This window comes from Pseudomonas protegens (genome assembly GCF_003732485.1).
Lineage (GTDB): Bacteria > Pseudomonadota > Gammaproteobacteria > Pseudomonadales > Pseudomonadaceae > Aquipseudomonas > Aquipseudomonas protegens_B.
The window spans coordinates 483,392-500,428 of record NZ_MOAK01000086.1 but is presented as its reverse complement, the minus strand read 5'-3'; the positions used below and the strand labels follow the sequence as shown (position 1 = coordinate 500,428).

The window sequence follows — 17,037 nt, the reverse complement described above, 5'->3', positions numbered from 1 at the left end:
AAGAAATCGGCGATATCGAACGGATTCTCGCGCGAATCGGCTTGCGCAATGCCCGCCCGCGGGACCTGGCGCGCCTGCGTGATGCCCTGGCCGCTCTGCCGGAGCTGCAAGAAGCCATGACTGAGCTGGAGGCGGACCACCTCAAGCAACTGGCGGTCACCACCAGCACCTACCCGGAGCTGGCCGCCCTGCTGGCCAAGGCGATCATCGACAACCCGCCGGCGGTGATCCGCGACGGCGGCGTGCTCAAGACCGGCTACGACGCTGAGCTCGACGAACTGCAATCCTTGAGCGAGAACGCCGGGCAGTTCCTGATCGACCTGGAAGCCCGGGAAAAAGCCCGTACCGGTCTGGCCAACCTCAAGGTCGGCTACAACCGTATCCACGGTTACTTCATCGAGCTGCCGAGCAAACAGGCCGAACAGGCCCCGGCGGACTACATTCGTCGCCAGACCCTGAAGGGCGCCGAGCGCTTCATCACTCCAGAACTCAAGGAGTTTGAAGACAAGGCGCTATCGGCCAAGAGCCGTGCCCTGGCGCGCGAGAAGATGCTCTACGACGCCCTGCTGGAAACCCTGATCAGCCACCTGCCGCCGTTGCAGGACACTGCCGGGGCCCTGGCCGAGCTGGATGTGCTGAGCAACCTGGCCGAGCGTGCGCTGAACCTGGACCTCAATTGCCCGCGTTTTGTCAGCGAACCTTGCATGCGCATCACCCAGGGCCGTCACCCGGTGGTGGAGCAAGTGTTGACCACGCCTTTTGTGGCCAACGACCTGAATCTGGACGACAACACTCGGATGTTGGTGATCACCGGTCCGAACATGGGCGGTAAATCCACCTATATGCGCCAGACTGCGTTGATCGTGCTGCTGGCCCATATCGGCAGTTTTGTCCCGGCGGCGAGCTGCGAGCTGTCCCTGGTGGATCGGATCTTTACCCGGATCGGCTCCAGCGACGACCTGGCCGGTGGTCGCTCGACCTTCATGGTGGAAATGAGTGAAACCGCGAACATCCTGCACAACGCCACTGAACGCAGCCTGGTGCTGATGGACGAAGTGGGCCGTGGCACCAGTACTTTTGACGGGCTTTCCCTGGCCTGGGCTGCGGCAGAACGTCTCGCCCACCTGCGGGCCTATACCCTGTTCGCCACCCACTATTTTGAACTGACCGTATTGCCGGAAAACGAGCCGCTGGTGGCTAACGTGCACCTCAACGCCACTGAGCACAACGAGCGCATCGTCTTCCTGCACCATGTATTGCCCGGCCCTGCCAGCCAGAGCTATGGCCTGGCGGTAGCCCAGCTGGCGGGGGTTCCCAGTGCTGTCATCACCCGCGCCAGGGAGCACTTGAGCCGTCTGGAAACCACCAGCTTGCCCCATGAAGTGGCGCCTCCAGCGCCGGGTAAAACCTCGGTTCCCCAGCAAAGCGACATGTTTGCCAGCCTGCCGCACCCAGTCCTCGATGAACTGGCCAAACTGGATCTGGATGACCTGACACCACGCCGGGCACTGGAAATGCTCTATACATTGAAGACACGCATCTAACGCGAACGCCTTCAAGCTGTTAGAATCTCGCGCGGTTTGGGATGCTGCGGACTATTAGCCTGGTTCGCAGACTATCGCTCCCAAACCTGGCGACCCCGTCATGTAGGGGCTCCGCTGCCGCCGCCTGAGGAGAGAATTAGAAATGACCTTCGTCGTCACCGACAACTGCATCAAGTGCAAGTACACCGACTGCGTAGAAGTCTGTCCGGTGGACTGCTTTTACGAAGGGCCGAACTTCCTGGTGATTCACCCGGATGAGTGCATTGACTGCGCGCTGTGCGAGCCTGAATGCCCGGCTGTAGCCATTTTCTCCGAGGATGAAGTCCCGGAAGAGATGCAGGAGTTCATTCAGTTGAACGTCGAGCTGGCAGAGATCTGGCCGAATATCACTGAAAAGAAAGAATCGTTGCCCGATGCCGAAGAGTGGGATGGCGTCAAAGGCAAGATCAAAGACCTCGAACGCTGATTGCCCCCGCGTTCCTGAAAAGGCCCCTTGCGGGCCTTTTTGCATTTCTGGGAACGGGGTTCTTGTACTCGGGACTTTTTGACAGGCAAAAAAAAGGGGCGGTATGACCCGCCCACATTTTTCCCTAGTCCCTATGTTCCTTTTCATCGTCCTGATGAATCGCTTCCTGCGATGTCCTGACCATCGTCCTTGATGGTTGTGTCTATCCGTCGACACAGGGCTGATATTAGAGAGTTCCCAGCCAAGAGCAATCGCACTATTCCAGGGAAACCTTGTCGAACATAAACAGGAAAATTAAAAAATACCTTAAAAATCAATAATATAAAAAATAGCCTATCGCATTTTAGGCAAGTCTGAAGCAACCGAGAACCGAACACTTACGAAAACGTAATCTATTGCTTACACGCAAGTTAAGAGTAATCCCAAACCTGCCCGGAATCCGAGAACTCAGAGTCAAAACAATCACGCAATAAAAAGCCCCGAATGGATCGGGGCTCTTATGAATCAGTTCCAGACGTTACTGAAACAACGACTCACTGGACAATCCATTCTTTTCAAGGATCTCCCGCAGGCGCTTGAGGCCTTCAACCTGGATTTGTCGAACCCGCTCACGGGTCAGACCAATCTCCAGACCGACATCCTCAAGAGTGCTGCTCTCGTGACCTCGCAGGCCAAAGCGGCGAACCACCACTTCACGCTGCTTTTCGGTCAGCTCGGAAAGCCATTGATCGATGCTTTGCGACAGATCATCGTCCTGCAACAGTTCACAAGGATCCGTCGGACGATCGTCAGTCAAGGTGTCCAGCAGGGTTTTATCCGAATCCGGTCCCAGCGAGACATCAACCGAAGAAACCCGCTCATTCAGACCGAGCATGCGCTTGACTTCAGCCACCGGCTTCTCCAGCAGGTTGGCGATTTCTTCGGGAGAGGGTTCATGATCGAGTTTTTGCGTCAACTCACGGGCGGCGCGCAAGTAGACGTTGAGCTCTTTGACCACATGAATCGGCAACCGGATGGTCCGGGTCTGATTCATGATTGCCCGTTCGATGGTCTGGCGAATCCACCAGGTGGCGTAGGTCGAAAAGCGGAAGCCGCGTTCCGGGTCGAACTTCTCCACTGCCCGGATCAGGCCGAGGTTGCCCTCTTCGATCAGGTCCAGCAGCGACAACCCCCGATTGACATAGCGCCGGGCGATTTTCACCACCAATCGCAAGTTGCTTTCAATCATGCGCTTGCGCCCGGCTGGGTCGCCACTCTGCGACAAACGCGCAAAGTGCACTTCCTCTTCGGGAGAGAGTAATGGAGAAAAGCCGATTTCATTGAGGTACAACTGCGTCGCGTCGAGCGCACGCGTGTAATCAATGTACTTGTGTTGCTTGAGTGAAGCGGAGCTTTTGGATTTGGCGCGAACGGAAGGTGGAGTTGCCCCCTCATTATTCGACATCGAATCCATATCGATACTGCTCTCCATAAGGAGAACTTCATCGTCGATGTCAAACTCCGGCACTTCTTTACTGAGAGCCATTGTTATAGTCCTTTGGTGAGTTCGACCTCAGGCTCAAGCGGCGCCTATATCCCTGGCAACGCTGGAGCCTGTTCCCTCTACGTGAGCGGAACAGGCTGGTAACGGATCAACGACGTGGCAGGAATTGCAGCGGATCTACAGGTTTACCTTGTCGGCGAATCTCAAAGTGCAGTTTCACCCGGTCTGTACCAGTTGATCCCATCTCGGCAATTGTCTGTCCGACTTTGACCTGCTGTCCCTCCCGAACCAATAGCTTGCGGTTGTGGCCGTAAGCACTGACGTAGGTTTCGTTGTGTTTGATGATGACTAATTCGCCGTAGCCCCTTAAGCCACTCCCGGCGTAAACCACCGTCCCATCAGACGCAGCTAAAACAGGCTGTCCCAAATCTCCGGCGATATCAATGCCTTTATTCAAACTACCGTTTGAAGAAAATTTTCCAATCAAAACACCGTTGGAAGGCCAGCCCCAGCCCGTCGGAGCAGGTCCCGCAGGCGTAACCGGAGCGGGCGCCGGCTTGCTCGCAGGAGGCGTTGCAGCACCGGTTGCAGTGCCAGTTGCCGGGGCAATGACAGCCCCTGCCGGACGACGAATAACTGTGGTCTTGCTGGAGGACGAAGCACCGGACTGAGTGCTGGTGACCACAGTTGTCGGCGCAGCACCCGTGCGACCATCAAAGCGAATGGTTTGCCCAGGATGAATGGTATAGGGCTCGGCAATATTGTTACGAGCTGCCAGCGCCTTGTAATCCCAGCCGTAGCGAAACGCGATGGAAAACAGCGTATCCCCACGACGTACGACATATTGTCCCGTGGTCACGGTAGGACGCTGAGGCGCTGCGCTATTACTGCGTTCAACCACACCCACACTGCTGGACTTGGTGCTGGAGCAACCGACCAACAAGGAACTCAAGACAAGGCCAATCATCAGTCGCTGAAAGCTTGATATACCCATACGCTGCGCAATGACTGTGAGACTCACCCGCCGCTCCCTTTATGGTGGTAGACGATATTAATTGCCTGGATCAGGCATGAAATGACGCAAGTATAACTGGAGGCCGGCGCTTTACTGCTGGCAAAGCGCAACACACAGTCGCAAGAAGTTGCCATTGATCGCCCCCCACTCATTGACGACCAATACGGCACTAAGACACAGCCCAGCGGACAGAATTCACCCAGGGTCGATAAATGCTCAGGCCAATGGCCCATTGAGCAAAGGTACAAACCGCACCGCACCCAGGACATGTCGGGCAAAGCCATGTTCTTCACGAATGATCAGCATCAACTGCTGCACTTCTCCGGATCCCACAGGAATCACCAGGCGCCCACCAGGCGCCAGTTGATCAAGCAGTGCCTGAGGAATATCGGTAGCCACGGCGGTGACGATGATGCCGTTGTAAGGCGCCAATGCTGGCCAGCCCTCCCAACCATCGCCCCAGCGGAACACCACATTACGCAGGTTCAGCTCCTGCAGGCGCTCCTTGGCCCGATCCTGCAGGACCTTGATCCGCTCCACCGAAAACACCCGCTCTACCAATTGCGACAGCACCGCTGTCTGGTAGCCGGAGCCGGTACCGATCTCCAGCACTTTGTCCAGCGGACCTGCCGCCAGCAGCAACTCGCTCATGCGAGCCACCATATAAGGCTGGGAGATGGTCTGGTTATGGCCGATGGGCAGCGCCGTGTCTTCATAGGCACGGTGAGCCAGCGCTTCATCAACGAACAGATGCCGTGGTGTGCGACGAATGACTTCCAACACCTGTGGATTGGACAGACCTTCATCATAAAGCCGTTGGATCAGGCGCTCGCGGGTACGCTGGGAAGTCATGCCGATTCCCCGTCGCAGCAAATCGTCTTGCTCACGGGCCATCAGCGCAGCCCCTCCAACCAGCCATCCAGACTCCTGAACGCGTCATTGAAGGTGCGATCCAGCTGCAACGGTGTGATCGACACATAACCTTGCATAACCGCATGAAAGTCAGTACCCGGACCGCCATCTTCGGCATCCCCTGCGGCGGCGATCCAGTAACCCGACTTGCCACGGGGATCGACGACCTTTACCGGTGCCGCGGCGCGAGCACGATGGCCCAGGCGGGTCAATTGGATGCCACGAATATGATCAAGCGGCAGGTTGGGAATATTCACGTTCAACACCGTCCGTGGTGGTAAATCCAGCAAGCCTTGGGCTTGTACCAGCTTGCGCGCAAAATAAGCGGCGGTCGCGAGGTTTTCCACCTGCCGCGAAGCCAGCGAAAAGGCCATCGCCGGGCGTTGCAGAAAACGCCCTTCCAGTGCGGCAGCCACTGTTCCGGAATACAGCACGTCATCGCCCAGGTTGGCCCCCAGGTTGATACCCGACACCACCATGTCCGGCTCATGCTCCAGCAGGGCGTTGAGCCCCAGGTGAACACAGTCGGTCGGTGTACCGTTGATGCTGATAAAGCCGTTGCCAAGGGTATGCGGATGCAACGGACGGTCGAGCGTCAGCGAGCTGCTGGCGCCGCTTTTGTCCTGTTCCGGTGCAATGACCACACACTCGGCGTAATCCGCCAGCGCAGCGTGCAACGCGGCGATACCGGGTGCAGTAACCCCATCATCGTTAGAAATCAGAATGCGCATGAGCTGTCCGTCTGCCCCACCGGCACCAGATCGACGAGTTCACGCACCAAGGCGGTGGCGAAACATCCGGCCGGGAGGACGAATTCCAGTTGCAGAATATCAGGCTCGGGATAATGCCACGTCAAACCGCCAATGGGCAGCCGCAGGATGCGTCGTTCGTGGCTCATACCGGCTTTTATCAACCAATCGCACAATGCCGACTCAGCGCCTGCGAGCTCTTGCTCGCGATCATGGGTCGCACCACCCGCCGGAGATTCGCCCTCGCCCCACAAAGGGCCTGTGGGATGCAGGTCGAGAATCGCCAGACGCGGGTCCGAGCATTCGGCCTGTCCGGCCATGAAAAAGCTGCGACTGTCGGTAAACGCCAGCAGATCACCCACTTGAGCCTGCTGCCAACTGCCGTCCGCCACTCGCACCGCCAGCACCTGATTGAACAGGTAGCTGCGGGCCGTGGACAACAGCCGCGAACGCACATTGCGCTGCTCGGGCAGTGCCTGACGGGCTGCCCAGTCACGGGCATCCACCAGATTGCCGCCGCCATGACCGAAACGCTGGGCTCCGAAGTAGTTGGGAATCCCCTGCTGGGCAATCAGCTTCAAACGCTCATCGATAGCAGCCTGATCCGCCTTGAGCTCTGTCAAACGCAGGGTGAAACCATTGGCCGCATGGGCACCACGCTGCAATTTGCGCTTGTGGCGAGTGGCCTTGAGGATTTTCAGCGTGTGGTTTTCCGCAGCGCCAAGCTCCGGATCGGCCTTACCGGGCAACTGCACACTAAACCACTGACGAGTCAGCGCCTGTCGATCCTTGAGCCCTGCGTAGCTGACCGTGCGCAAAGGCACACCGGCCGCCTTGGCGATCCGACGTGCCGCCTCCTCGGTGTTCAAGCCACGCTTTTCCACCCACAGCCACAGGTGCTCGCCTTCACCGCTCAGCGGGATATCCAGCACCTCATCGACTTGAAAGTCTTCGGCAGTGGCTTTGAGTACGGCGCTGCCCAAGGCCTCGCCATAGGCCCGCGGGCCCAACAGTTGTAGTTCATTCATGGGCGGAGCAACAAGGCCACGGAATGCACCGCAATACCTTCCTCGCGGCCAACGAAGCCGAGCTTTTCGGTGGTAGTTGCCTTCACGTTCACTTGATCCAGTTCGACTTGCAGGTCCTCGGCGATCAAGGCCCGCATGGTTTCGATATGAGGCGCCATCTTCGGTGCCTGGGCGACGATGGTATTGTCGACGTTGCCGATCCTCCAGCCCTTGGCATGGATCAACGCGACAACGTGACGCAGCAGAACACGGCTGTCGGCACCTTTGAATTGCGGATCGGTGTCCGGAAAATGCTTGCCGATATCCCCTAGCGCCGCGGCGCCCAGCAGGGCATCACTGAGTGCATGCAACAACACGTCACCGTCAGAATGGGCGAGCAACCCAGAATGATGGGCGATACGCACACCACCCAAAGTGATGAAGTCGCCTTCAGCGAAACGGTGCACATCGTAGCCGTGGCCAATACGCATAAAAAAACGCCCCGAAAAAGTCAGGGCGTGATTCTACCTGCTTTGGCAGGTATTAGGCGTTAAGAGCACGTGCATGGTGCTGCAAGTGGTCATCTATGAAGCTGGCGATGAAGAAGTAGCTATGGTCGTAGCCCGGCTGCAAACGTAACGTCAGTTCATGACCGGCATTCTTTGCTGCCTGCTGTAGCACTTCGGGCTTGAGTTGGGTCGCAAGGAAGTCATCTCGATCCCCCTGGTCCACCAGCAACGCCAACTTCTCCCCGGCGCCTGCAAGCAGCACGCTCGCGTCCCATTCGCGCCATCGAGAGCGCTCCTCTCCCAGATATCGGGAAAAGGCTTTCTGCCCCCAAGGACAATCCATGGGATTACTGATGGGAGCGAAAGCCGACACCGACTGATAACGACCCGGATTACGCAGTGCACAGACCAATGCCCCGTGCCCGCCCATGGAGTGCCCGCTGATACCGCGTTTTTGCGACGCAGGAAAGTGTGCTTCCACCAACGCCGGCAACTCGTCCACCACATAGTCATGCATGCGGTAGTGCTGAGCCCAGGGCTCCTGGGTGGCGTTCAGGTAGAAGCCCGCTCCCAGGCCGAAGTCCCAGGCGCCTTCCGGATCGCCAGGGACGCCGGCACCACGAGGACTGGTGTCGGGAGCGACGATAATCAGCCCGAGTTCCGCAGCCATGCGCTGGGCGCCGGCCTTGTGCATGAAGTTCTCGTCGGTGCAGGTCAGGCCGGACAGCCAGTACAGCACCGGCAGCTTGCCGCCCAGCTCGGCCTGTGGCGGCAGGTACACGGCGAACACCATGTCGCAGCCCAGCACCTGAGAATGATGCTTGTACCGCTTGTGCCAGCCGCCGAAGCTCTTCTGGCAGGAAAGGTTTTCCAGACTCATGGCAATCTCCCCAGCCACAAGCCGCAAGCCTCAAGCGGCAAACCGGTGTTTCCCGTTTGCCGCTTGCCACTCACGGCTTGCCGCTGCTCTTAGAAATGAATGACGGAACGAATGCTTTTGCCTTCGTGCATCAGGTCGAATGCCTTGTTGATGTCTTCCAGACCCATGGTGTGGGTAATGAAGGTATCCAGGGGGATCTCGCCGGTCTGGGACATTTCCACGTAGCTTGGCAGCTCGCTGCGGCCACGCACGCCACCGAATGCCGAACCGCGCCAGACGCGGCCGGTCACCAGTTGGAAAGGGCGGGTCGAAATTTCCTGGCCGGCACCGGCCACACCGATGATCACCGATTCGCCCCAGCCTTTGTGGCAGCACTCCAGCGCGGCGCGCATCAACTGTACGTTGCCGATGCACTCAAAAGAGAAATCCACGCCGCCGTCAGTCATGTCGACGATGACCTCCTGGATCGGACGGTCGAAATCCTTCGGATTGACGCAGTCGGTGGCGCCCAATTGCTTGGCGATCTCGAACTTGGCCGGGTTGATATCGATGGCGATGATGCGCCCGGCCTTGGCCTTGACCGCACCGATGACCGCCGACAGGCCAATGCCGCCCAGGCCGAAGATGGCTACGGTATCACCGGCCTTGACCTTGGCGGTGTTGATCACCGCACCGATCCCGGTGGTCACGCCGCAACCCAGCAGGCAGACCTTTTCCAGCGGCGCCTCCTTGGGAATCTTGGCCACGGAGATTTCCGGCAGCACGGTGTACTCGGAGAACGTCGAGGTGCCCATGTAGTGGAAAATGGGCTGGCCTTTGTAGGAGAAGCGCGTGGTGCCATCAGGCATCAGGCCCTTGCCCTGGGTTGCACGAATGGCCTGACAGAGGTTGGTCTTGCCCGACAGGCAGAATTTGCACTTGCCGCATTCCGGGGTGTACAGCGGGATCACATGATCGCCCACAGCCACCGAGGTCACGCCCTCACCCACCGCCTCCACCACGGCACCGCCTTCGTGGCCGAGGATCGCCGGGAAGATACCTTCCGGGTCAGCACCGGACAGGGTGTAGGCGTCGGTGTGGCAGACTCCGGAAGCGACTACCCGCAGCAGTACCTCGCCAGACTTGGGCATGGCGACATCCACTTCGACGATTTCCAGGGGCTTCTTGGCCTCGAAGGCTACGGCAGCACGCGACTTGATCATCCTGACTCTCCAGCGAATAAAAACGAGGCAGTGAGTGTAAAACAGCGCGATGCGATGAATAATCCAGGCAAAAGCAAAACATTATTGCTGCACAGGGATAATCAATGAATGAAAACCGTTGGGAAGGCATCGACGAATTTGTCGCGGTAGCCGAATGCAGCCAGTTCACCGCCGCTGCCGAGCGCCTCGGGGTTTCTTCATCCCATATCAGCCGTCAGGTGGCACGGCTCGAGGAGCGTCTGCAGACTCGCCTGCTGTATCGCAGTACCCGACGGGTGACCCTGACCGAGGCCGGACAGACCTTTCTCCAGCATTGCCAACGCCTGCAGGACGGCCGCGAAGAAGCCCTGCGCGCCGTAGGCGACCTGACCAGCGAGCCCAAGGGCATGTTGCGCATGACCTGCGCTGTAGCCTATGGCGAGCGTTTTATCGTGCCGCTGGTGACTCGTTTCATGAGTCTTTACCCACAATTGCGGGTGGACATTGAATTGAGCAACCGCCCCCTGGACCTGGTGCATGAAGGGCTGGACCTGGCGATTCGCCTCGGGCGCCTGCAGGACTCGCGCCTGGTCGCCACTCGCCTGGCCCCGCGCCGCATGTACCTATGCGCCTCCCCCTCCTATCTGGAACGCTATGGGCGCCCCCACAGCCTTTCGGAATTGAGCCGGCACAACTGCCTGATTGGCAGCTCCGATATCTGGCAGCTGGAACTGGATGGGCGCGAATTTTCGCAACGGGTACAAGGCAACTGGCGCTGCAACAGCGGGCAGGCGGTGCTGGATGCGGCGTTGCAAGGGGTGGGGTTGTGCCAGTTGCCGGATTACTACGTGCTGGAGCATCTGCAGAACGGCACGCTGATTTCCCTGCTGGAAGCCCATCAACCACCCAACACTGCGGTCTGGGCGCTGTACCCGCAGCAGCGGCATCTTTCTCCCAAGGTGCGCAAGCTGGTGGATTATCTCAAACAGGGTCTGGCTCAGCGCCCGGAGTACCGTAACCTGTAGCCGCCGCCAGCAGAACTTCAGGGCCTCAGGAACGGCGCCTCCTGCGGAGGCGATTGCAGACTGCGAGCGCTACAAAGTTCAGCGCAAGTCAGCGCTTAGCGGCGGTTGGACCAGCGCTGACGCAGCCACTCCAGATCCTCGGGACGAGTGACCTTGAGATTGTCGGAGCGCCCTTCGATCAGGCGTGGCGCCTGCCCGGCCCATTCCATTGCCGATGCTTCATCGGTGATGGCTACATCCGCTACCAGGCTGTCGGCCAGCGCGCGATGCAAGGCGCCAAGGCGGAACATCTGCGGCGTGTAGGCCTGCCAGATCAGACTGCGGTCCACGGTTTCCAACACCCGTCCGTGCTTATCGATCCGCTTCAGGGTGTCACGAGCCGGCACCGCCAGCAGGCCGCCTACAGGATCGTCCGCCAACTCGCTCAGCAGCCTGTCCAAGTCATCGCGGGACAGGTTCGGTCGTGCGGCATCGTGAACCAGAACCCAATCCTCATCGGCCGCGCCCTGAGCATGCAGATGAAGCAAGGCATTGAGTACCGACCCGGAACGCTCGGCGCCGCCTTCGACCCGCTGAATCCGCGGGTCATGGGCACAGGCCAGGGTTGGCCAGTAAGGATCGTCAAGCGCCAGGCTGACCACCAGCCCCTTGAGGCCAGGATGGTCGAGGAAACAGCCGAGGCTGTGTTCGAGAATAGTGCGTCCGCCCAATTGCAAGTATTGCTTGGGACGGTCCGCGGCCATACGGGCACCGACGCCCGCGGCAGGAATCACGGCCCAGAAGGCCGGCAATCTATCGCTCATTGGGCCAACTGGTAGAGGGTTTCACCCTCCTTGACCATGCCCAATTCATGGCGAGCCCGTTCTTCAACGGTCTCCATGCCCTTCTTCAACTCCATGACTTCCGCATCGAGTACGCGATTTCGCTCCAGCAAACGCTCGTTTTCAGCGTGCTGGTCGGCAATCTGCTGAGTCAGGTCAGCTACCTGGGCCAAGCTGCCATTCCCCACCCACAGGCGGTACTGCAAGCCAGCCAGCAGCAAGAGCAAGACCAGGAACAACCAATTGGGACTGCGCATCGAATATCGGGTATCCAGTGAAAAAAGACAGCCATGCCAACAACTTCGGACCTACTGATAGCACGAAGCCTGGAAGACCCAGGCTTGTGCTCTTAAGGCATCAGATTAGTGGCAAAAAACTCGCTGTAGCGATTTTCCCGACACAATCCGGTGTCTTTTTACCATCTACGGCTTAGCCGCGAAACTCGCTGCGACCGTTGTACTTGGCCTTGCCGTTCAATTGCTCTTCGATACGCAGCAATTGGTTGTACTTGGATACGCGGTCGGAACGGCACAGGGAGCCGGTCTTGATCTGGCCAGCCGAGGTGCCCACAGCCAGGTCGGCGATGGTCGAATCTTCGGTTTCACCGGAACGGTGGGAGATCACGGCGGTGTAACCAGCAGCCTTGGCCATCTGGATGGCTTCCAGGGTTTCGGTCAGGGTGCCGATCTGGTTGAACTTGATCAGGATCGAGTTGGCGATCTTCTTGTCGATGCCTTCTTTCAGGATCTTGGTGTTGGTCACGAACAGGTCGTCACCCACCAGTTGCACTTTTTCGCCGATCTTGTCGGTGAGGATTTTCCAGCCTGCCCAGTCGGACTCGTCCAGACCATCTTCGATGGAGATGATCGGGTAGCGCTGAGTCAGGCCTTTGAGGTACTCGGCGAAACCTTCGGCGGTGAACACCTGACCTTCGCCGGACAGGTTGTACTTGCCGTCTTCGTAGAACTCGCTGGCGGCGCAGTCCAGAGCCAGGGTCACGTCAGTGCCCAGGGTGTAACCGGCGTTGGCTACAGCTTCGGAGATCACTTTCAGCGCGTCTTCGTTGGAAGCCAGGTTGGGTGCAAAACCACCTTCATCGCCCACAGCGGTGTTCAGGCCACGGGCCTTCAGCACGGCTTTGAGGTGATGGAAAATCTCGGTGCCCATGCGCAGACCTTCCGAGAAGGACTTGGCGCCGACCGGCTGCACCATGAACTCCTGGATGTCGACGTTGTTATCAGCGTGCTCGCCACCGTTGATGATGTTCATCATCGGAACCGGCATCGAGTAGACGCCTGGGGTGCCGTTGAGGTTGGCGATGTGAGCGTACAGCGGCAGGTCCTGGTCCTGGGCGGCGGCCTTGGCTGCAGCCAGGGACACGGCGAGGATCGCGTTGGCGCCCAGGGTGGCCTTGTTCTCGGTACCGTCCAGCTTGATCATCGCCTGATCCAGCGCTTTCTGATCGATCGGGTCTTTACCCAGCAACAGGTCGCGGATCGGACCGTTGATGTTGGCTACCGCCTTGAGCACGCCCTTGCCCAGGTAACGGCTCTTGTCGCCATCACGCAGCTCCAGCGCTTCACGCGAGCCGGTGGAAGCACCGGACGGCGCGCAAGCACTGCCGATGATGCCGTTGTCGAGAAGCACGTCCGCTTCGACGGTGGGGTTGCCACGGGAATCGAGAACTTCACGACCTTTGATGTCGACGATTTTTGCCATTGTTGTAAACACTCCAAAGTTGACGAAAACGACGCAGCTGTAGGGAATCTTTTACCGTCGGCAAGGCGGGGAAAGCGGGCAGTCTTGCAGACGATAAGGCTCAGGCCCGGGGGCCTGAGCAATAATCGTGCGGTACTTTACCGGAGAAATCAGGTTTACGCGGTTTCTACCGTCGGAAAACTCTTGACCAGCTCGTCCAGAGCCTTGAGCTGAGCCAGGAACGGCTCGAGCTTGTCCAGGCGCAGGGCGCAAGGACCATCGCATTTGGCGTTGTCCGGATCCGGATGGGCTTCCAGGAACAGCCCGGCCAGGGACTGGCTCATGCCAGCCTTGGCCAGGTCGGTGACCTGGGCCCGGCGACCGCCGGCAGAGTCGGCGCGACCACCCGGCATCTGCAGGGCATGGGTCACGTCGAAGAACACCGGGTATTCGAACTGCTTCATGATGCCGAAGCCGAGCATGTCCACCACCAGGTTGTTGTAGCCGAAGCTGGAGCCGCGCTCGCAAAGGATCAACTGATCATTACCCGCCTCTTCGCACTTGCTCAGGATGTGTTTCATTTCCTGAGGCGCGAGGAACTGGGCCTTCTTGATATTGATCACCGCGCCGGTCTTGGCCATGGCCACCACCAGGTCGGTCTGCCGCGAGAGAAACGCCGGCAGTTGGATGATGTCGCAGACTTCGGCGACCACCGCGGCCTGGGCCGGCTCGTGGACATCGGTGATGATCGGCACGCCGAAGGCCTGCTTCACGTCTTCGAAAATCCGCATGCCCTCTTCCAGGCCGGGGCCACGGTAAGAAGTCACCGACGAACGGTTGGCCTTGTCGAAGCTGGCCTTGAACACGTAGGGAATACCGAGCTTCTCGGTAACCCGTACGTACTCTTCACAGACCTGCATCGCCATGTCGCGGCTTTCCAGCACGTTCATGCCGCCGAACAGCACCATCGGCTTGTCGTTGGCGATCTCGATGTTGCCTACGCGGATGATCTTCTGCGCCATCAGGTTCAAGCCTTCTTCTGGTGTTGAGCCAATGCTGCTTTGACGAAACCGCTGAACAGTGGGTGACCGTCACGTGGCGTCGAGGTGAACTCCGGGTGGAACTGGCAAGCGACGAACCATGGATGATCCGCAGCTTCGACCACTTCAACCAGCGCGCCGTCGCCCGAGCGACCGGAGATTTTCAGGCCCGCTTCGATCAGCTGCGGCAGCAGCTTGTTGTTCACTTCATAACGGTGACGGTGACGTTCGATGATCACGTCCTTGGCGTAGCAGTCGTGGACCTTGGAGCCCGGCTCCAGGAGGCAGTCCTGAGCGCCCAGGCGCATGGTGCCGCCCAGGTCGGAAGCTTCGGTACGCACTTCAACAGCGCCAGTGGCGTCTTCCCACTCAGTGATCAGGCCGACCACTGGATGACCGCTGGTACGATCGAACTCGGTGGAGTTGGCGTCTTTCCAGCCCATGACGTTACGGGCGAACTCGATGACCGCCACTTGCATGCCCAGGCAGATACCCAGGTATGGCACCTTGTTCTCGCGAGCGTATTGCACTGCGGTGATCTTGCCTTCCACGCCCCGCAGGCCGAAACCGCCAGGAACCAGAATCGCGTCGACGCCTTCCAGCAGCGCGGTGCCCTGGTTCTCGATGTCTTCGGAATCGATGTAGCGCAGGTTGACCTTGGTACGGTTGGTGATGCCGGCGTGGCTCATCGCTTCGATCAGCGACTTGTAGGCGTCCAGCAGTTCCATGTACTTGCCGACCATGGCGATGGTGACTTCGTGCTCAGGGTTGAGCTTGGCGTCCACCACTTTTTCCCACTCGGACAGGTCGGCGCCGTTGCATTGCAGGCCGAAACGCTCGACGACGAAATCGTCCAGACCCTGGGCGTGCAGTACAGCCGGGATCTTGTAGATGGTGTCGACGTCTTCCAGGGAGATCACCGCACGCTCTTCAACGTTGGTGAACAAGGCGATCTTGCGACGCGAGGACACATCCACCGGATGGTCGGAGCGGCAGATCAGCACGTCCGGCTGCAGACCGATGGAGCGCAGCTCTTTTACCGAGTGCTGGGTCGGCTTGGTCTTGGTTTCGCCAGCGGTGGCGATGTACGGAACCAGGGTCAGGTGCATCAGCATCGCGCGCTTGGAGCCGACTTCCACACGCAGTTGGCGGATGGCTTCGAGGAACGGTTGCGACTCGATGTCGCCCACGGTACCGCCGATTTCCACCAGGGCCACGTCGGCATCGCCGGCACCCTTGATGATGCGACGCTTGATCTCGTCGGTGATGTGCGGAATCACCTGGATGGTGGCGCCCAGGTAATCACCACGGCGCTCCTTGCGCAGCACGTGCTCGTACACGCGGCCGGTGGTGAAGTTGTTGTTCTGGGTCATGGTCGTGCGGATGAACCGCTCGTAGTGGCCCAGGTCCAGGTCGGTCTCGGCGCCGTCGTGAGTGACGAACACTTCACCGTGCTGGAACGGGCTCATGGTGCCCGGGTCGACGTTGATGTACGGGTCCAGCTTGAGCATGGTGACCTTAAGCCCCCGCGCCTCCAGGATGGCCGCCAATGAAGCCGAGGCAATGCCTTTCCCCAATGAAGAAACAACACCGCCCGTGACGAATATGTAGCGCGTCATGAAAAACCCTAGAAGTCTGCGTTAAAGCGGTCAGTGCCGCCGGGGAAAGCGAAGGAAGGCCGAAGCCCCCGATCACCTGCATTAATCACAGTGCACCTTTCAAAAAAACCGCCGCGTGGTGACAGACCGGATGCAAAAACACCGGTAGGTTGCTCGCTACACATTTTTTGGAATCGCCCAGCAAAGACTGCTTGGTAATCGGCAACTCCTGCAATTCAGGCGAATCCACAGAAGTTGTATCAAGAAGGGAGCGTAGTCTACCGGAAAGCCCCTTTCAGCTCAAACCTTGATCGCTGGTCAGTGGTCGCCAATGCAATTGCCAACCTGCCTGGGGCTTTGCGCCGGGCCCCGGCAGGTTTGCCAGCGCCAGCAGCCGCTCATCCTGGTACAGCAGCGGCAATCTGCCACGGACGAAGCTCGGCAGTCCGGCTTCGTTGAGCAGACGCTTCAGATCACGATGACCGCGTCCCGCCACCAGCATGATTTCCCCACCCTGCCGGTAACGGATGCGCAACGGCCCCTGGGGCGCAGGCCCGACGAAAAACACCTGGCCATTGTTCGGCAACTGCAACGGGTTCCCCGGATCCGGCCATTCGATCCCACTCTTCACCTGCTGCAGCCAGGCGCCGGACAGCCACCAGATCCGCCCCCCCGCGCGATGCACTTCGCCATCGGCCAGGCGCCATTGCGGGCGCGCCTCGGCGCCGGCATCCCGCAGGTTTTCCCAGCCGGTCCAATGATCGGTATCCGGCAAACGGCCAAGTTTGCTCAGCCAGTGGCTCAAGGCATTGCGCTGCCGGGCCGGGGACAACTGCTGCAGAGGAGCAAGGACCAGTGACGGCAAGTCCAGCCAGGGAAAGTCGCTTTCCCCCTCGGCTGTCGCCAGATCCATCATCGCCAACTCATCGAGCAGCCCCTGCGCCTCTCTCAGGTGGGCGGCGCTGCGACTCATGCTGGTCGCGGCCTGAGGCCAGCGAGCAAGCAGCGACGGCATCACCTGATGCCGCAGATAATTGCGCGAATACTGATGATCGGCATTTGAAGGGTCCTGGACCCAGCGCAGGCAATGCTCAGTGGCGTAACGTTCA

Annotated in this window: 17 protein-coding genes; 3 read left to right on the top strand and 14 right to left on the bottom strand. The window is 59.2% G+C overall.

Annotated features, from left to right (window positions below; all coding sequences use genetic code 11):
* Both mutS and fdxA read left to right on the top strand, forming a co-directional pair.
* A partial coding sequence (mutS, locus tag BLX41_RS36610) for a DNA mismatch repair protein MutS (RefSeq protein ID WP_259745341.1) occupies positions 1-1,544 on the top strand: 1,544 nt, incomplete at its 5' end.
* A gap of 142 nt (positions 1,545-1,686) precedes the next feature.
* A complete protein-coding gene (gene fdxA / locus BLX41_RS29220) occupies positions 1,687-2,010 on the top strand; it encodes a ferredoxin FdxA (protein WP_007908827.1) in 324 nt (107 codons plus the stop codon).
* Between the two features lie 517 nt (positions 2,011-2,527).
* Here fdxA and rpoS read toward each other — a convergent pair.
* The 8 genes from rpoS to BLX41_RS29180 form a co-directional block, all read right to left on the bottom strand.
* Positions 2,528-3,535, bottom strand: coding sequence for an RNA polymerase sigma factor RpoS (gene rpoS, locus BLX41_RS29215; RefSeq protein ID WP_016964675.1), 1,008 nt, complete (start codon positions 3,533-3,535; stop codon positions 2,528-2,530).
* A gap of 106 nt (positions 3,536-3,641) precedes the next feature.
* Positions 3,642-4,514: a peptidoglycan DD-metalloendopeptidase family protein gene (locus BLX41_RS29210; RefSeq protein WP_123727673.1), complete on the bottom strand. Its 873-nt coding sequence runs from the start codon at positions 4,512-4,514 to the stop codon at positions 3,642-3,644.
* Positions 4,515-4,724: 210 nt separating this feature from the next.
* On the bottom strand, positions 4,725-5,360 hold the full coding sequence (locus BLX41_RS29205; RefSeq protein ID WP_185073847.1) for a protein-L-isoaspartate(D-aspartate) O-methyltransferase: 636 nt from the start codon (positions 5,358-5,360) through the stop codon (positions 4,725-4,727).
* Positions 5,361-5,401: 41 nt separating this feature from the next.
* Entirely contained in the window at positions 5,402-6,151 is a 750-nt protein-coding gene (surE, locus tag BLX41_RS29200; RefSeq protein ID WP_123727671.1) for a 5'/3'-nucleotidase SurE, read from the bottom strand.
* On the bottom strand, positions 6,139-7,197 hold the full coding sequence (gene truD / locus BLX41_RS29195) for a tRNA pseudouridine(13) synthase TruD (protein ID WP_123727670.1): 1,059 nt from the start codon (positions 7,195-7,197) through the stop codon (positions 6,139-6,141). Before truD ends, surE begins: the two co-directional genes overlap by 13 nt.
* A complete protein-coding gene (gene ispF, locus BLX41_RS29190; protein ID WP_123727669.1) occupies positions 7,194-7,667 on the bottom strand; it encodes a 2-C-methyl-D-erythritol 2,4-cyclodiphosphate synthase in 474 nt (157 codons plus the stop codon). Before ispF ends, truD begins: the two co-directional genes overlap by 4 nt.
* A gap of 52 nt (positions 7,668-7,719) precedes the next feature.
* On the bottom strand, positions 7,720-8,571 hold the full coding sequence (gene fghA / locus BLX41_RS29185; protein ID WP_185073859.1) for an S-formylglutathione hydrolase: 852 nt from the start codon (positions 8,569-8,571) through the stop codon (positions 7,720-7,722).
* An 83-nt stretch (positions 8,572-8,654) separates the two neighbouring features.
* Positions 8,655-9,767, bottom strand: a complete 1,113-nt coding sequence (locus tag BLX41_RS29180) for an S-(hydroxymethyl)glutathione dehydrogenase/class III alcohol dehydrogenase (protein ID WP_123727667.1) — start codon at positions 9,765-9,767, stop codon at positions 8,655-8,657.
* 104 nt (positions 9,768-9,871) lie between these two features.
* On the opposite strand from BLX41_RS29180, the gene BLX41_RS29175 reads away from it, so the two are divergent.
* Positions 9,872-10,771: a LysR substrate-binding domain-containing protein gene (locus BLX41_RS29175; RefSeq protein ID WP_123727666.1), complete on the top strand. Its 900-nt coding sequence runs from the start codon at positions 9,872-9,874 to the stop codon at positions 10,769-10,771.
* Positions 10,772-10,866: 95 nt separating this feature from the next.
* Here BLX41_RS29175 and ispD read toward each other — a convergent pair whose 3' ends face one another.
* From ispD to tilS, 6 genes are all read right to left on the bottom strand, one after another.
* Positions 10,867-11,574, bottom strand: a complete 708-nt coding sequence (gene ispD / locus BLX41_RS29170; protein ID WP_123727665.1) for a 2-C-methyl-D-erythritol 4-phosphate cytidylyltransferase — start codon at positions 11,572-11,574, stop codon at positions 10,867-10,869.
* Positions 11,571-11,849 carry a cell division protein FtsB gene (ftsB, locus tag BLX41_RS29165; RefSeq protein WP_011059544.1) on the bottom strand — a complete coding sequence of 93 codons (279 nt, stop codon included), beginning with the start codon at positions 11,847-11,849 and terminating at the stop codon, positions 11,571-11,573. Before ftsB ends, ispD begins: the two co-directional genes overlap by 4 nt.
* Positions 11,850-12,021: 172 nt before the next feature.
* Entirely contained in the window at positions 12,022-13,311 is a 1,290-nt protein-coding gene (eno, locus tag BLX41_RS29160) for a phosphopyruvate hydratase (RefSeq protein WP_123727664.1), read from the bottom strand.
* A 155-nt stretch (positions 13,312-13,466) separates the two neighbouring features.
* The gene (gene kdsA / locus BLX41_RS29155) at positions 13,467-14,312 is read right to left on the bottom strand and encodes a 3-deoxy-8-phosphooctulonate synthase (protein ID WP_011059542.1); all 846 of its coding nucleotides are present in this window, start codon (positions 14,310-14,312) and stop codon (positions 13,467-13,469) included.
* Between the two features lie 5 nt (positions 14,313-14,317).
* Positions 14,318-15,949: a CTP synthase gene (locus BLX41_RS29150; protein ID WP_123727663.1), complete on the bottom strand. Its 1,632-nt coding sequence runs from the start codon at positions 15,947-15,949 to the stop codon at positions 14,318-14,320.
* Between the two features lie 274 nt (positions 15,950-16,223).
* Positions 16,224-17,037: tRNA lysidine(34) synthetase TilS (gene tilS / locus BLX41_RS36605; RefSeq protein ID WP_259745334.1), on the bottom strand; the 814-nt coding region annotated here is incomplete at its 5' end.

Coding starts and splice junctions, on each gene's coding strand:
- fdxA (WP_007908827.1), top strand. CDS start 1,687: ATGACCTTCGTCGTCACCGACAACTGCATCAAGTGCAAGTACACCGAC.
- rpoS (WP_016964675.1), bottom strand. CDS start 3,535: ATGGCTCTCAGTAAAGAAGTGCCGGAGTTTGACATCGACGATGAAGTT.
- BLX41_RS29205 (WP_185073847.1), bottom strand. CDS start 5,360: ATGACTTCCCAGCGTACCCGCGAGCGCCTGATCCAACGGCTTTATGAT.
- surE (WP_123727671.1), bottom strand. CDS start 6,151: ATGCGCATTCTGATTTCTAACGATGATGGGGTTACTGCACCCGGTATC.
- truD (WP_123727670.1), bottom strand. CDS start 7,197: ATGAATGAACTACAACTGTTGGGCCCGCGGGCCTATGGCGAGGCCTTG.
- ispF (WP_123727669.1), bottom strand. CDS start 7,667: ATGCGTATTGGCCACGGCTACGATGTGCACCGTTTCGCTGAAGGCGAC.
- BLX41_RS29180 (WP_123727667.1), bottom strand. CDS start 9,767: ATGATCAAGTCGCGTGCTGCCGTAGCCTTCGAGGCCAAGAAGCCCCTG.
- BLX41_RS29175 (WP_123727666.1), top strand. CDS start 9,872: ATGAATGAAAACCGTTGGGAAGGCATCGACGAATTTGTCGCGGTAGCC.
- ispD (WP_123727665.1), bottom strand. CDS start 11,574: ATGAGCGATAGATTGCCGGCCTTCTGGGCCGTGATTCCTGCCGCGGGC.
- ftsB (WP_011059544.1), bottom strand. CDS start 11,849: ATGCGCAGTCCCAATTGGTTGTTCCTGGTCTTGCTCTTGCTGCTGGCT.
- eno (WP_123727664.1), bottom strand. CDS start 13,311: ATGGCAAAAATCGTCGACATCAAAGGTCGTGAAGTTCTCGATTCCCGT.
- kdsA (WP_011059542.1), bottom strand. CDS start 14,312: ATGGCGCAGAAGATCATCCGCGTAGGCAACATCGAGATCGCCAACGAC.
- BLX41_RS29150 (WP_123727663.1), bottom strand. CDS start 15,949: ATGACGCGCTACATATTCGTCACGGGCGGTGTTGTTTCTTCATTGGGG.